This is a genomic window from Dehalobacter sp., from assembly GCF_030063005.1.
Lineage (GTDB): Bacteria > Bacillota > Desulfitobacteriia > Desulfitobacteriales > Syntrophobotulaceae > Dehalobacter > Dehalobacter restrictus.
Window position 1 is genome coordinate 1 of the sequence record NZ_JAPDHR010000028.1, and the last position, 14,336, is coordinate 14,336.

Genomic DNA, 14,336 nt, shown 5'->3' on the forward strand with positions numbered 1-14,336 from the left:
AAGATAACCATTGGTTGGTTTCAACCGGTTGACGAGGTATTTGGAAGAGTAATTTCCAGCACTATCTTTGCAATGGTAAGTTCCAGTTAGGGTTTGGCTGGACTGGAATTTAATTTTCCAATTCACGTATATAAATGATATTTTTATTTTTATATTTGGAGGTTTCATCCATGAAAGTTACAAAAGCCGTAATTCCTGCAGCAGGACTGGGGACCAGATTTCTGCCAGCGACGAAATCTTTGCCGAAAGAGATGCTGCCGATTGTTGACAAGCCGACCATTCAATATATTGTAGATGAGGCGATTGCTTCCGGAATCGAAGATATCTTGATTATTATCGGCAGAGGAAAAGGGTCCATTGTCGATTACTATGACCGCTCACCTGAATTGGAAGCTCATCTGGAGAAGAATGGTCAATTGGAAATCCTGGAAAAAATAAAGAATCTCTCCTCTTTAGCCAACATTCACTATATCAGGCAGAATGAAGCATTGGGGCTGGGACATGCGATTTCTTGCGCCAGGTCTTTTGTGGGCAAGGATCCGTTTGCAGTCCTGCTAGGAGATGATATTATCAAGTCCAAGGTGCCGGCAATCAAACAGTTGATAGATGTTGCCTTAGAGACATCTTCGACCGTGATCGGCATTCAGGAAGTACCGCATAGTGAGGTACATAAATACGGGATTGTCGATCCGCAGGATAACTGGGGAAATGTCTGGGAAGTTAAAGACTTGGTTGAAAAACCATCTGCGTTGATCGCTCCTTCCAGGCTCGCTATTATGGGCAGGTATTTGATCAACGCTTCAATATTTGAATATCTTGAAAAAATCCCGGCTGGGGCAGGAGGGGAAATCCAGCTTACAGATGCGCTGCGGGCGCAAAGCAAACATGAACAAGTATACGCTTGCCTCTTAGAAGGAAAACGGTACGATGCAGGCGATAAGCTTGGCTACTTAAAGGCGACGGTTGAATTTGCACTGGAATCCCCGAATCTTGGGGACAAGTTTGAAAAATATCTGGATGAACTGTATCTTGAAAGAAATAAAGCAAAACAAACCAAAAAGAGAAGCGATTCCGCTGCTTCCTAAGAAGCTTATACTGCGACAGGCGCCGGTGCGACAGATGTCGAAGCCTGAAGTGCAGTGTTATTGGCTGCAAGTGTTTGATGATTGACCAGCCTGTCAACGGTTTTGACCAAATCTTCCAGGTCAAAGGGCTTACTTAGCAAACCCTGGAATTGATCTTTATCAGGCAAATTTTCTGCATTAGGGATTGAAGCCGTAATAATGACTGCAGGAATACTGCAAAGCTTTTTGTCATTACGCATTTTTTGGATAAGATCTCTGCCATCCATTTCTCTCATGATCAAATCAGTAAGGACTAAATCAGGAATAAAACCGGTGTACATCAGGTACAGACCTTCCATGGCGCTTTTCCGCACTTCAACCTGATGTCCTTCATCGGTTAACACGGTTTGAATAACCATTCCAATAACGGGGTTATCTTCAACGACCAATATTTTATTCATGTGTCAATCCTCCAAATTAATATGGATTAGGACTAATTTCAGTATAACACCGGGATTGAGCGAATAGTGTCGAGTCGTGTTTCCTTAATCAGACTTACATGGAAAAAATAGTGTAATATCTGGAAGGAAATCATCAATTCTGGTCGAATTTGCTTATGTACAGATAGGATAGGCAAAGGAGGACCATGACCGTGTCCGAGTGGATTGAGGCAGCCGAAATGATCAAGTCGGAACGCTGGAACATTTTTTTGGAATGTATCGGAACAGGCTTACATTTGAAATTGATGATTGTATCTGAAGATGGCACGTTATTAACGAAAAGGCCTGAGTCCTGCCCCATTTGTCATCAGACGTATGAACCTTTCAGCCGGCAACCTGTTCGCTGGCCATTGAATTATGGTTTCTTTCTGGATGCAGTGGAGTGCTCTTCCTGCCGGCAGGGAAAATCAAATTTTTCCGTGGCTGACCGGGCCCGTTTAGCTGCGGATATGCTCAGTAGCTTCCAGAATGCGCTGGCCGGACTTAGCGGAGAGATACGGACTGTTGAATTATCTGCGCTGCGTAAATTGAACCATACTGTTATATCTCTTTGTCACGGAGAAGAAAATGTTCAGGATCAATTGCTTGAGCTTATTTTAAATGCCCTGATTATCCTGCTTGATGCAGAGGGGAGCTGGCTAGAGTATGCAGACTCAGGATTCTCTGCCTTACTGATCAAAGGAGATGAGCGTGCGGTAGAGGCTGCCCGTTTAAACAGATATTCTTTTGAAACAACGATCTTTGAAATCAACCAAGGTAATTTACACGGAGAGTTAGGCGTTTTACAGCCTCGTGATTTCAGCCGGGCGGAATTTCTGCTCCCTCTAATGGCTGAAGAGTGTATCATTGCTTTTGATGGGGTTTGTTTATGCCGGCTGCTCAAGAAACAGCTGGATGTACTTTTGGGTGCGGTTGGCAGTGCAGTTGTTATGATTGACCGTCATTATCGAATTATCTATGCCAACAGACAGGCAGAGCAATTGATGAATGGTGCAAATGTTGACCTGCTCGGAAGCCCGATCGCTGATTGGCCGGGACCGTGGCTGGGTTATATCCGTTCCAATACCATTATCCCGGTTGGCGGGCAAATGGATTCTTTCCCGGATAAGTACAGTGATTCCGACATTTGCCGCGTTGACTGGCAGGTGTCTCCGCTGCTGGAAGAAACGACAGTCAGAGGCTGGCTGCTGCTGTTGGAGGATCGGACGGATTATTACCGCTGGCAGGAGAGTGCCCGTCAGGCTGAACGTTTTGAGGCGACTGCAAAAATGGTGGGCGTCCTGGCGCATGAACTGCGTAATCCAATCAGTGCGGCAAGCGGGCTTCTACAGCTCATGGGCCGCAAGAAAGATCCTGAACTGACACGCAATTATAAAGACCTGGTTTTGCGGGAACTTGACAGGGTCACCCGTTTATTGAATGAATTTTTGCTGCTTGGAAAACCATCCAACATTGAAGCCGAACCGATTGACCCGGTTGCTTTTCTCCAGGAACTGATGCCGCTGTTTCAAGGAGAAGCTATGGGTACAAAGTCGGATATTATTCTGGAAACAGGAAAGGTCTCACCAGTGGCAGCTGATCCGGGACAATTAACGCAGGTCATGCTGAATCTGGTACGAAATGCAGTCCAGGCTGCAGACGCCGGGGGAAGAGTAATCATTCGGCTGGAAGAACGCGGCAATCAGGTTTGTATCAATGTCATAGACAACGGGCCGGGATTAACGCCGGAAGCCATGAAAAATTTATTCCGTCCGTTTTTTACCACGAAAGAAAGGGGAACCGGTCTTGGACTTCCAATTGTTCGGGCCATCGTACATAATCATGGCGGTGAAATTACGGCTTTTAACAGGGAAGAGGGTGGCGCTGTCTTTTCAATGAGTTTCCCCCCGGCGGCAAACGAAAAAAACAGTGAGACCGACGTACTGATCGCACTGGAAGATAATTTGTTTAATTATCCGTTGGAGCAGGCCCTTTTGAGCACTGGGGTAAAAGTAACAACGATTTCGGGTCTGAAAAGGGTGCTACAAGGTTCCGATGAAATGGGTTCCTTTGAAATTTATCCCAAAGTCGTTATTGCCGAATCACCGGATGGGGAGGACGGCCCGAAGACGTCAGCATTAATTGCTGAATGCCGCACACATTGGCCTGATTCCAGGATCCTGCTGCTTGTGACATCAATACAGCCGCCATCGATGGTTAAAGAAACGGATGATGCAATACAGTACAGTGGGAACCAGCAAGTAAGCTATATACAATATTCTACTGATCTGACCGGATTGATCAGTACAGTGCAGCGTTTATTGGAACATTGGGAATAATATTCTTTGGATGGCAAGGAGCGGCGAGACGCCGTTGTGCAAGACAGTTTGTTTGATTATAATGGTAACAGAGGAGAGTGATCCGATGGTTAATGAATTCAAACAGTTCATCATGAAAGGTAACATTGTCGATTTGGCGGTAGCTGTAATAATTGGCGGTGCCTTCGGGAAGATTGTCACGTCTCTGGTTAATGATATACTGATGCCGGTTATCGGATTCTTGCTCGGAAGGATTAATTTCGCCAATCTGAAAATTGTCATTACGGAAGCTACAGACAGTGTACCGGAAGCAGCGATCAGGTATGGCGCATTCATTCAATCGATTGTTGATTTTCTGATTATTTCACTGGCCATCTTCTTTATGCTGAAAGTGTTGATGAAATTAAGGAAAAAGAAAGAAGAAGAGCCGCCCGCTCCCGAATCACCTCCGGAACCTTCTAATGAGGAAATCCTGCTTACGGAGATAAGGGATATCCTGAAATCCAGGTAATTTTGCATAGATCGATTAACATAAAATGAAGCTGTGAACAACGAATTGAATGGTTAAGAGCATCTTTCCTATGGTGGAAAGGTGCTTTTTTGTTGCATCAATTCTTTTCGTTTCTTGCTTCATTTCTTAATTGGAATTTTGAATATAATATCTGATATTTTCCATTGCCCAGTTTTGGTGATACAGGTTTTTTCGGGTTGACTCGGGATCGGACATTGAGGCTGAATAGGCTGACCTTTTTCCTTGCTTAAGTTCCTGGAATACCTTGAGAAAGTTCGGCCGGAATTTTGCGGCGGCAGCTCTATTAATATAATATCTGCGCCAGATATCGAAACAGGTGTCTATCGGATGATTCAAGCTGCACCATCTTTCAGCCTGACATTCGGCGCAGTTAATGGACTGCGTCATCTCAATTTCAACGGTATCGATAAAACCTGCCTTGAAATCAGTATAACAACAGATCCGCGCAGATAGTTCGGAATCACCATAACAGCATTCTTCGTTCCAATAACCGATCTGATTGATTAATTCCGGCCTTAAGGCTTGGCAGCAGCCTGGAACAAAGTCGAGCGGAGCGTCAATATGACCGTTTTCTAATTGTAAATAATGAATGTTGTCTTTAACTCTAGGAATAACCGGAGGGTAATACCGAGGGTAAGGTTTTCCTCTTTTAACGCCCAGAAGTCCTGCTTCAGGAAACGTCTCAAAAACCTCCATAAAACGTGAAATCCATTTCTTGCTGATCATAAAAACATCACTGTCAATGGTTAAAAAATATTGTTCCGGTTTTCTTCTGGAAAGATTTAAGTTCAGGGGATAAATGGGTCCGCAGTTTAGAGGAAGCCTGGTTACGGATTGGATGCGCGGGTCCTGAAGGGATCTTAAATATTCCCAGGTATCATCCCTGGAATTGCTGTCGATGATGTGCATTTCAAATTCTTCTGAAGTATCAAGGATCGAATCAAGATTTCTCGCGGTCAGGCCCAAGCGGTTAAATGTAATATAACTGATGAAAGGTGGAATCATTGTCTTCCCTTCCTCTTTCCATATCTTGTTTCAAATACTTCTGGAGCATGTTTTAGAAGCTATTACAGCATATTGTATGAAAACTAGGTTGAGCTTGTTTGAGATATCTCCATTATTTTGAGAAAATGCTTGTTTTTCTTCACAATAAATTTCTCAAAATCATATTAATAAGCACGTACTAAAATTGGATAATATTAGAAATACAAAGGAGGTATTGTGGTGTCTGATGACTACCAAAATGGTAAAAAAATATTGGATAAAATATCTTTGGCAAATTTCTTATGTCACTTGCAGATAATCCAAGATGAATTGCGTAATAATCAAACAGAAACTGGATATGCAGCTGAGTCCGGACTATACGCACGTTTTGCTACAATTAAACAAGCTGTGAATACAACAATCATATGTATTGGTGTATTGTCGGGACTCTTCTTAGGTGGGGCGACAATAAAAATTCTTCACAAGAGCAAGGTTGATAATCAAACCAGTCCCAAAGATCAGGTAGGTAGAAAAAAGATTGTGATCGTAAGAAATCTGAAAATAAGCGTAACTGCGGTAGGTGCCCTGTTTTTCTTTGGCAGTTCGTTTAAATTTTTCTGCAAGAAAAAAGGCTGCTGTCCCAAGCATTGGCCTGATTGCAAGAAAATCCTAAAACTGTTGGAAAGCCCGACATTTGGGCTTGCAGAAATCAAAACTGAGATATTTTCGATAGAAAAAGCAGTGAATCATCCATTTTTCGGATTGCAGGAGATTAAGTCCGAAGTTCAGGTTATTGAATTCACGGTTGAGAATATCGAAAATAAGCTAGACAGTCCAACGTTTGGGTTGGCAGAGATCAAGACGGAAGTCTTCAGTATAGGCACGCTGGTTGAAGGTATTTTCACGAGCATGATGGGAGCAACGTTTGGTCTGCAGGAGATAAAATCCGAAGTAGCCGCAATCGAAGGGGCAGTGTTCAGTCCGACATTTGGCTTAGCAGAAATTAAAACGGAAATCTTCCAGATCCAAAACGCTGTATTGAGTCCCACCTTTGGCTTACTGGAAATAAAATCTGAAGTAGCAGCGATAGAAGCAAGTCTAGGTGCTGCCAACGCCCAGACTTCAGGACCGTTCAAACTCAGTAACGCCAGTGTAGGGAATATCCTGGATGTTAAAGTCATGAACAACAGTGCATCCACTATCGGGCCCATTAATGTTTCGGTCTTTAATGTAGATGTCTGTCCCAAGACACTTCTCAGTCCAACTTTCAAATCAACGGTTACCTTGCCACCTTACTGCACGACAAGCATCTTCTTCAATCAAAAATTGCCCAACACCCAGATAGAAATCGAAGTATCCGGCGCGACTCCAGGAAAGGTATTTATTTGGTCAAGAACAACACCTACTGTGGTCAGTGACCAAATTGTAGACCCACTTTTCAGCAGTAATTATCTACCGCTGCAACAGCCTCTTGATCCTTGATTGTCAAATAGGTATAAGATGAGCGTTAGAGAAGCCTGCCTGTATTATTACGGGTGAGCTTCTCGCTATTCGAAAGTGTCTTTGGTTTAATCCTTGATAAAAACTGCAATATGGGCGAGAGAATCCAAATGGTTTTGTTTCAGCACTTGAATTAGGTTATGGAGAATCGGGTATTTATGTTCGATAGCCTTTGTATAGGATTGAATCACCATGATGGCAGTATCAACGGTCAGTTCCTGCTGATAAGCCGATATTCCAACGAGCTGCATTTTGAGCAAGGCATAATTAACTGCCAGCAGCAAGTAACTGTAATAAACTGAATTCCCATTCAAGTCATAAGGGAACAGCTTCATAAAAACATAATTTAAGAGGTAGTTTTCCAGGATATAGTCATGTTCACGCATAAAAGGGGAGTAATACCTTTGATAGGCTTCTTCATAGCATTTAGCAACTTGGGTATAACTTGTTGAAGCATAAAAACGAATTCCTTCTAAGAATTTACTGAAACAACGCAGATACCGGTCTGATTCAATCGAGGGAAGAATCACACGGATTGCAGGAGGTAGAAACAGGGAAATACGTGGGACCGGAGAAACAGGAATGGCTGTTATATCCTGCATTGCTGAAGCATCTGTAAAAAGAGCTGTGTAGCTCAAAATGAGATCAGGGATTCTATCAACAGCAGACACTTTTTCCAGCCGGTCAACCTCTTCCATAAAGGCCCCAAGAAAAACAACCCTGTCATCTAAATGGTATTTTCTGTCTTTCAGGATACTCCAAGTGAATTCTCTGAGTTCAGACAGGTGCTTCGCAGGTTTATTCTGAAATATTTCGTCTTCGGTGTTCAGCAAATTGTAAACAAAATTCCGGGTATCATTAGGCTCTTCAACTTCGATTAAGTCCATCGCCTCAGTCTGTAACAGAGCCAGTCGCGCCGCTTCCGGACAAGCTAGAGTTGCTGATTTTTCCAGGACACCGTTAAAAATATTGCCTATACACGGAAAGGAAGCGCAGATCTCGGATAAGTACTGTTCTCCTTTCCGGCATTGCAGGAAGCACAGTCTTTCTTCCGTGAGGAAAGGACAACGATAATCATTGGTCGGATTGATGGTGATATAATCCTGTTTTGCTGTTGAACTGCGGATGATATAAATATTTTCTTCAAATAACTTACGGATGACGGGATCATTTTCCATCTTATATTTGCTGAAGGTTTCAGGATCGATTCGGATGTTAAAACCTATGCAGCAGGAGTTTTCACAGGCTGAGGCAATACAGCTGAAGGCTTTGAGATAGGAAGGGGACAAAACCTTTCTTTTTGCTTCGGTCATGAAATGCACCTCATCGTGGTTTATATTCATACCACTATATTCATATGACTATCCTATGTAACCATATTCCGGGTTGAGACTGCACATAACAATTTCCGCAACATAAAAATATAGCAAAGAAAAATGATAAAGCACCGGAGAGAGCGCGATGATTACAATCAGTTTATGTATGATTGTCCGGGATGAGGAACTGACACTGGAAAGATGTCTGACGGGGATTAAAGGCATTGTCGATGAGATTATCATTGTGGATACCGGTTCTGTTGATCGAACTAAGGAAATTGCAGCAAAATTCACCGAGAAGATTTATGATTTTACGTGGATTGATGATTTTGCTGCGGCCAGGAACTATTCTTTTTCCATGGCTCAGATGGACTATATCCTGTGGCTGGATGCTGATGATGTAATTTTGGAAGAGGATCGTCAACTTCTTATGAAATTAAAGCAGGAAATACCGCTGTCCTTTGATGTTGTGATGATGAAATACAATGTTAGCAGGGATGAAAAAGGGTATGAGACCGACACATTCTACAGGGAACGGCTGATTAACAGAAGTGCCGGTTTCAAATGGTGCAATCCAATTCATGAGTGTATTGAGTTCAGCGGCAATATTCTTCATACTGAAATCTGCATTACGCATTGTAAAGAACGCGGTACAAGCGACCGAAACTTAAAGATCTTGGAAAAACTCATAAGACAAAGCAGCAAAATCAGCGCCAGGGACCTGTACTATTATGCGAGGGAACTGTATATCAACAGCCGCTGTGAGGAGGCCGCTGAGCAATACAATCGCTATTTGGACAGTGAAAATATGTTTGAAAACTATGCGATACTGGCTTGTCTGGACCTTGCCGATTGCTATCATCGGGCTCAGGAATGGAAAAAAGCGCTCCGGACATTGATCCGGAGTTTTGAATACGGCAGTATGCGCGCTGAGACACTGTGTTACATTGGGAGCTTATATTTGGAAAAAGCAGAATACCCGAAGGCAATTGGCTGGTACGAGTTGGCGCTTACCCTCAAAAAGCCTGACATCAGCTGGAATACCGTCCTGCATGATTTCTGGGGTTTTATCCCGAATATTCAGCTATGTTACTGTTATTACAGGATCGGGGATATGGAAGAAGCACAAAAATACAATGAAAAAGCGGCTCAATACAAACCGGATAATCCGGGAGTCGTATTCAACCGCATGTTATTTAGTAGCCTTGGCTATCAAGGGGCTGCAATTACTTCAAAGCTAAAGTAGTTGAAGTTATCCAGGTATTTGGCGGTTATAATAATTGTCGTCGTATCCGCAACTGCTAACGTCATAACCCCGGTATCAGGGTCAATAGGAAGAAGCGTATTCGATGATTCGTAACGTAAAGCAGTTTCGTTGGAATTATCAATATTGGTATTGACATCGATTGTACTGCCGACGGTATCCGTCATAGCGGCGCTTGCAGCATTTACAAATGACAGCCTTTCATAGACCATAGGTGTAGAAACATTCATTGTTCTGGTTTCTCCAGGGTCCAAACTAATGGAGGTTGACTGGGCCCAAGTATCATCATCCTGGCTTTGCTCCACGATAGCAAGACCTGCTGTAGGGGCCGCTGAATCATAGGTGATTGTATAAGCTGTTTCTAAGGCATGCCCTTCTAAAACAAAGCTTGTGGATAAATAGGAGAAGTCACCGATGACAGGACTGGTGTAAATGACGGTATGGGTCAGGGAATACTCGACAATCAGCATAGGCCACATGGCACTTTCGGCATATTCTCTTGTCCTGAAGGCCAAAAGGGAATTTGTAAGCTCTGTAGTCTGAAGCATAATGCCATAATTGTCGGCAGGTGTAGTATACCAGTCTCTCACCAGATCGGTCATGGCGATATCGATATAGCCATTAGGGTTGTTATCATCAACCAGCGTATAATCAGGAGTTAAAACGGATCCGGGAGCATTATCCCAGGTTACAGCAGTTTCTTCAAAGGCAGCGGTTAAACGGTAAATATCCAGCTGCTGCGGCGCGCCTGCTTGATAACGCGTAGTCAGATAAAGCCGGAGTACCGCCTTCTGGATGGTAATATTTAGTTCAAGCATGGAGAGGTCAAACCTTAGCAAGTTTCTATAGATTGAACTGGAATACGGATCCAGGCCTGTATACATCGCACCTGTCTTTCCGTTATTCGCAGTTGGGGTAAGATTGGTTATATAGGCATCGGCTGCCGCGTAAAACGTGTGAATCAATCCTATCACCTTTCCTTTTTGAACGAGCTTTTCTACGTTATATAGTATTCCGCTTGTCCGCGGATTGCGCATCAAGATTCACCAGACTTGCTTGATTCACATAGTATGAATTGTAAATTTGATACAGTTCAAGGAGAAAGCAATGGTCACAATTAGCCTGTGCATGATTGTAAAAAATGAGGAAAAGACGCTCGGAAGATGTCTCGAAAGTGTCAGAGATATACCCGATGAAATAATTATTGTGGATACTGGTTCTACGGACCAAACCAAAATGATTGCTGCCCGTTATCAAGCTAAGGTCTATGATTTTGCCTGGATAGATGATTTTGCAGCAGCCAGGAATTTTTCTTTTGCCCAAGCTACCCAGGACTATATTCTCTGGCTGGATGCGGATGATGTGCTGCTGGAGGATGACAGGAATAAGCTCCGGCAGCTGAAAGAGACCCTGAATCCGCAAGTGGATATTGTGATGATGAGATATAACCTTGGCGTTGATGATAAAGGGAATGCTGTCTGTACTTTTTTCCGGGAAAGACTCCTGAAAAGGTCGATGAACTATACCTGGCAAGACCCGATTCACGAATATATAAAAATTGAAGGAAACATTATCAACTCGGACATTTGTGTGACCCATAAAAAAGTTGAACGGAAGACCGCAAGAAATCTAGAGATCTTTGAAAAGATTATTTCCGAAGGCCGGATCTTAAGCGACAGAAATTGTTTCTATTACGCACGGGAGCTTTATATTAACAGCAGAATTGACGAAGCCATTCAATACTACGACAAATTCCTCGATACCGAAGGAGGGCTTCTATCTAATTATATTGATGCCAGCATCGATATGAGCAACTGCTATTTGAGCAAAAATGACCGGGGAAATGCGCTTAAAGCATTGCTGCGAAGTATGGAGCACGATCTTCCCAGGGCAGAAGTCTGCTGCCAGATCGGTCATTTGTATAAAACTGCGGAGGATTATCCCAAGGCAATATTCTGGTATGAGCTGGCAACCACGATAAAAAAGCCGGAAGAAAGCTGGGGGTCTGTCGTCCATGATTGTTACGGTTATATTCCGTGTATGGAGCTTTGCGCCTGTTACTTCAAATCCGGTAACCTGGCGGAGGCCATCCGCTATAACAAGAAGGCCGGTGAGTATAAGCCGGATGACAAGCTGGTTCTGCATAATCAAAAATATTTTGAAACTTTACTGGGCAGTGTCGTCAGTAAAAATTAAAGATGATGTTATACAAAGATGATGATATACAAAATAAACCAATGCACTTTAGGCATCGGCAATCTATAATCAGGAGTCAAAATAATGGAGAAGAAAAAGGTTCTGCTGGGAAGCCCTGTCTGCCAAAAATCCAATATCTTAAGAGAATTTCTTGATTCGCTGACCAGACTGGAACAGGAAAATGTACGCATCGAGTATATTTTTGTTGATGACAATCATGAGGAAGAGTCCAGCCGGCAGCTGCTGCTTTTCGCCCAAAACAAACCAGTCAGACTGTATCAATCCGTGGACAAAGAAAAGAATCCTGAAACCTACGTATGTGATGACGCAACCCATTATTGGAAAGAGCACCTGATATGGAAAGTTGCTAAGTTTAAAGATTTTATGATTCAAAAAGCGATTGAAGGTTCTTATGATTATTTGTTTTTAGTTGATTCGGATTTGCTTCTTTATCCTCGAACCATCACCCACCTGATTGGAACCGGCAAAGATATTATTTCTGAAATTTTCTGGACGACGTGGTATCCGGAAACTCCGGAGCTGCCCAATGTGTGGCTGTATGACAGCTATGATCTGGTTCGCAGGCTCAGAGGGGAGAGCCTGACCCCGGAGGAACAAATGAAGAGGCAGCAGGCTTTTCTCAATCAATTGAAAGTCCCCGGCGTTTACGAAGTAGGAGGTCTTGGAGCATGCACACTGATTAGCAGAAAAGCCCTGCTTCAAGGAATCTGTTTCAGGGAAATAGAAAATTTGACTTTATGGGGAGAAGACCGTCATTTCTGCATCCGGGTCAAGGCGCTGGGGTTGGACTTGTTTGTGGATACGTATTATCCAGCTTATCATATTTACCGGGAATCAGCGCTGGCGGGGGTAAGTGATTTTAAGAAAAAGTGCGACGCCGATAAAGGTAGACTAGAAGTAAAAGAGAGAACCAATGAAAAATATTTAAGTGTTCATAGACCAAAATTAACGCTGTCAATGATTATGAAAAATGAAGCAAATCGCTATCTGGAAAAAGTGCTGGAAGAACACAGGCACTATATAGATGAAGCTGTCATTATTGATGACGGCAGCACGGACAACAGTGTCGATCTTTGCCGGAAGATACTTCGGGGGATTCCGCATCAGATCATTCAGAACCCGGTATCAAAATTTCAAAATGAAGTGGAACTTAGAAAACAGCAGTGGGAAGAAACGGTCCGGACAAATCCGGAATGGATCCTAAACCTGGATGCAGACGAAATGTTCGAACGTAAATTTAAGGAGAAAGTCCAGGATTTAATCTGTAATCCTGATGTGGACCTTTATTTTTTCCGTTTATATGATTTCTGGGATGACAATCATTACAGGGAAGATAAGTACTGGCAAGCCCATTCCATTTATCGGCCTTTCTTGATCAGGTACAGGCCGGATTTTCAAGCCGAGTGGAATGAAACCCCCCTGCACTGCGGGAGGTTTCCGAAAAATATTACAATGCTTTCCTATGCTTTAGGCGATCTGAGGATCAAACATCTGGGCTGGGCGGACCCGAAAGACCGTTTGGCGAAGTACCTGCGGTATTTGCAGCTTGATCCTGAATCGCGTTATGGCTGGAAAGAACAGTATGAGTCTATCCTTGACCCGAACCCCAGACTGGTCGAATGGGAAGAGAGTCCATTGCGTTAGTCATATCAAATACGCTTGTTGGGAGACCCGAATATCGTGATGGAAGGTATCAAAATAGAAAAATGCCCTATATGTGAAGGATGTAAATTGGAAGTTTTTTTTGAATACAGCGGATTCAGACTGATTCATTGCCTGAAATGCGACTTAATTATGAATGAGCACGTTGCTTTGATCATGCAGGGCAGCAGCCCGGACGGTCTGATTGACGAAACGTATGACGACAGCTGGATCATGATGCGCCAGCAGTACATCCAGGATACTTTTCTGCAGCATGCAAGTTTTAATATTTTGCTGCTGGAAGTGTTTTGCCCCCATAAAGGTGACCTTCTGGAAATCGGTTCCGGTACAGGCGAATTTATTTTCATGGCAAAAAATGCGGGATGGAATGCCACGGGTGTAGAACCGTCTGAAAAGGCATGTATATTTGCTGATGAACGATTCGGAATTCAAATGATCAATCATGTATGGCAGACCGGCGTATTGGAACAAAATAAAAAATTTGAGGCAATCGTATTTTGGCATGTTCTGGAGCATATGGCTGATCCGGTGGGATTCCTCAAAGGAATATCCGGCTTGTTAAAACCGGATGGGAAAATATTTCTCAGCATTCCGAACAGGGATTCATTCACCAACGCGGCTTACGGACCTTATTCCCCGCTTTTTATGGAAAGGGATCATCTGTTTCATTATAATGCTGCGAATCTGACCCTGCTTCTGGAAAAGGCAGGACTCAAACCGGTTTCGCTTTTTTCGAGGGAAACGTATCAAAAAATGGAATCGGACCTGAACGCTTTATCAAAAATATCGAACAGGCCTGATAGCGGATCCCTCGATCAGATGATGGGAATGATAGCACGGCTGCAGTCTCAGCACCAGGGGCATGAACTGTTCTGTATTGCAGTTTCATTATTTTTATAGGTCGTGTCTAAAAAATTATGTAAAAAAGGTAGATAAAACAGCAGGCAAAGGTGTATACTTAAAATAAGTTGGAAGAAATTCCAAATTTTTGTTGTGTATA

General features: G+C 43.1%; 12 protein-coding genes. 8 read left to right on the forward strand and 4 right to left on the reverse strand.

The window, feature by feature from the left end:
- Positions 1–170: 170 nt before the first annotated feature.
- The gene (gene galU / locus OKX56_RS08890; protein ID WP_025205850.1) at positions 171–1,085 is read left to right on the forward strand and encodes a UTP--glucose-1-phosphate uridylyltransferase GalU; all 915 of its coding nucleotides are present in this window, start codon (positions 171–173) and stop codon (positions 1,083–1,085) included.
- A gap of 5 nt (positions 1,086–1,090) precedes the next feature.
- Here the strand turns inward: galU and OKX56_RS08895 are convergent, their stop codons facing one another.
- Positions 1,091–1,525: a response regulator gene (locus OKX56_RS08895; RefSeq protein WP_025205849.1), complete on the reverse strand. Its 435-nt coding sequence runs from the start codon at positions 1,523–1,525 to the stop codon at positions 1,091–1,093.
- A gap of 185 nt (positions 1,526–1,710) precedes the next feature.
- Between OKX56_RS08895 and OKX56_RS08900 the strand changes: the two genes are divergently transcribed.
- Both OKX56_RS08900 and mscL read left to right on the forward strand, forming a co-directional pair.
- Entirely contained in the window at positions 1,711–3,882 is a 2,172-nt protein-coding gene (locus tag OKX56_RS08900) for a two-component system sensor histidine kinase NtrB (RefSeq protein WP_287896189.1), read from the forward strand.
- 85 nt (positions 3,883–3,967) lie between these two features.
- Positions 3,968–4,372: a large-conductance mechanosensitive channel protein MscL gene (gene mscL / locus OKX56_RS08905; protein ID WP_019226434.1), complete on the forward strand. Its 405-nt coding sequence runs from the start codon at positions 3,968–3,970 to the stop codon at positions 4,370–4,372.
- Between the two features lie 126 nt (positions 4,373–4,498).
- Here the strand turns inward: mscL and OKX56_RS08910 are convergent, their stop codons facing one another.
- Entirely contained in the window at positions 4,499–5,398 is a 900-nt protein-coding gene (locus OKX56_RS08910; RefSeq protein ID WP_019226433.1) for a glycosyltransferase, read from the reverse strand.
- Between the two features lie 219 nt (positions 5,399–5,617).
- On the opposite strand from OKX56_RS08910, the gene OKX56_RS08915 reads away from it, so the two are divergent.
- Positions 5,618–6,859: a hypothetical protein gene (locus OKX56_RS08915; RefSeq protein WP_019226432.1), complete on the forward strand. Its 1,242-nt coding sequence runs from the start codon at positions 5,618–5,620 to the stop codon at positions 6,857–6,859.
- A gap of 86 nt (positions 6,860–6,945) precedes the next feature.
- Here OKX56_RS08915 and fliB read toward each other — a convergent pair whose 3' ends face one another.
- Positions 6,946–8,190, reverse strand: coding sequence for a flagellin lysine-N-methylase (fliB, locus tag OKX56_RS08920; protein WP_019226431.1), 1,245 nt, complete (start codon positions 8,188–8,190; stop codon positions 6,946–6,948).
- A gap of 148 nt (positions 8,191–8,338) precedes the next feature.
- Between fliB and OKX56_RS08925 the strand changes: the two genes are divergently transcribed.
- Positions 8,339–9,439: a tetratricopeptide repeat-containing glycosyltransferase family 2 protein gene (locus tag OKX56_RS08925; protein ID WP_019226430.1), complete on the forward strand. Its 1,101-nt coding sequence runs from the start codon at positions 8,339–8,341 to the stop codon at positions 9,437–9,439.
- Here the strand turns inward: OKX56_RS08925 and OKX56_RS08930 are convergent.
- Positions 9,406–10,494 carry a DNRLRE domain-containing protein gene (locus OKX56_RS08930; protein WP_019226429.1) on the reverse strand — a complete coding sequence of 363 codons (1,089 nt, stop codon included), beginning with the start codon at positions 10,492–10,494 and terminating at the stop codon, positions 9,406–9,408. The two genes, OKX56_RS08925 and OKX56_RS08930, sit on opposite strands and share 34 nt — an antisense overlap.
- Positions 10,495–10,564: 70 nt before the next feature.
- Between OKX56_RS08930 and OKX56_RS08935 the strand changes: the two genes are divergently transcribed.
- From OKX56_RS08935 to OKX56_RS08945, 3 genes are all read left to right on the forward strand, one after another.
- Positions 10,565–11,653, forward strand: a complete 1,089-nt coding sequence (locus OKX56_RS08935) for a glycosyltransferase family 2 protein (RefSeq protein WP_019226428.1) — start codon at positions 10,565–10,567, stop codon at positions 11,651–11,653.
- Between the two features lie 84 nt (positions 11,654–11,737).
- Positions 11,738–13,318 carry a glycosyltransferase family 2 protein gene (locus OKX56_RS08940; RefSeq protein ID WP_019226427.1) on the forward strand — a complete coding sequence of 527 codons (1,581 nt, stop codon included), beginning with the start codon at positions 11,738–11,740 and terminating at the stop codon, positions 13,316–13,318.
- An 87-nt stretch (positions 13,319–13,405) separates the two neighbouring features.
- A complete protein-coding gene (locus tag OKX56_RS08945; protein WP_015045151.1) occupies positions 13,406–14,236 on the forward strand; it encodes a class I SAM-dependent methyltransferase in 831 nt (276 codons plus the stop codon).
- Positions 14,237–14,336 lie beyond the last annotated feature (100 nt).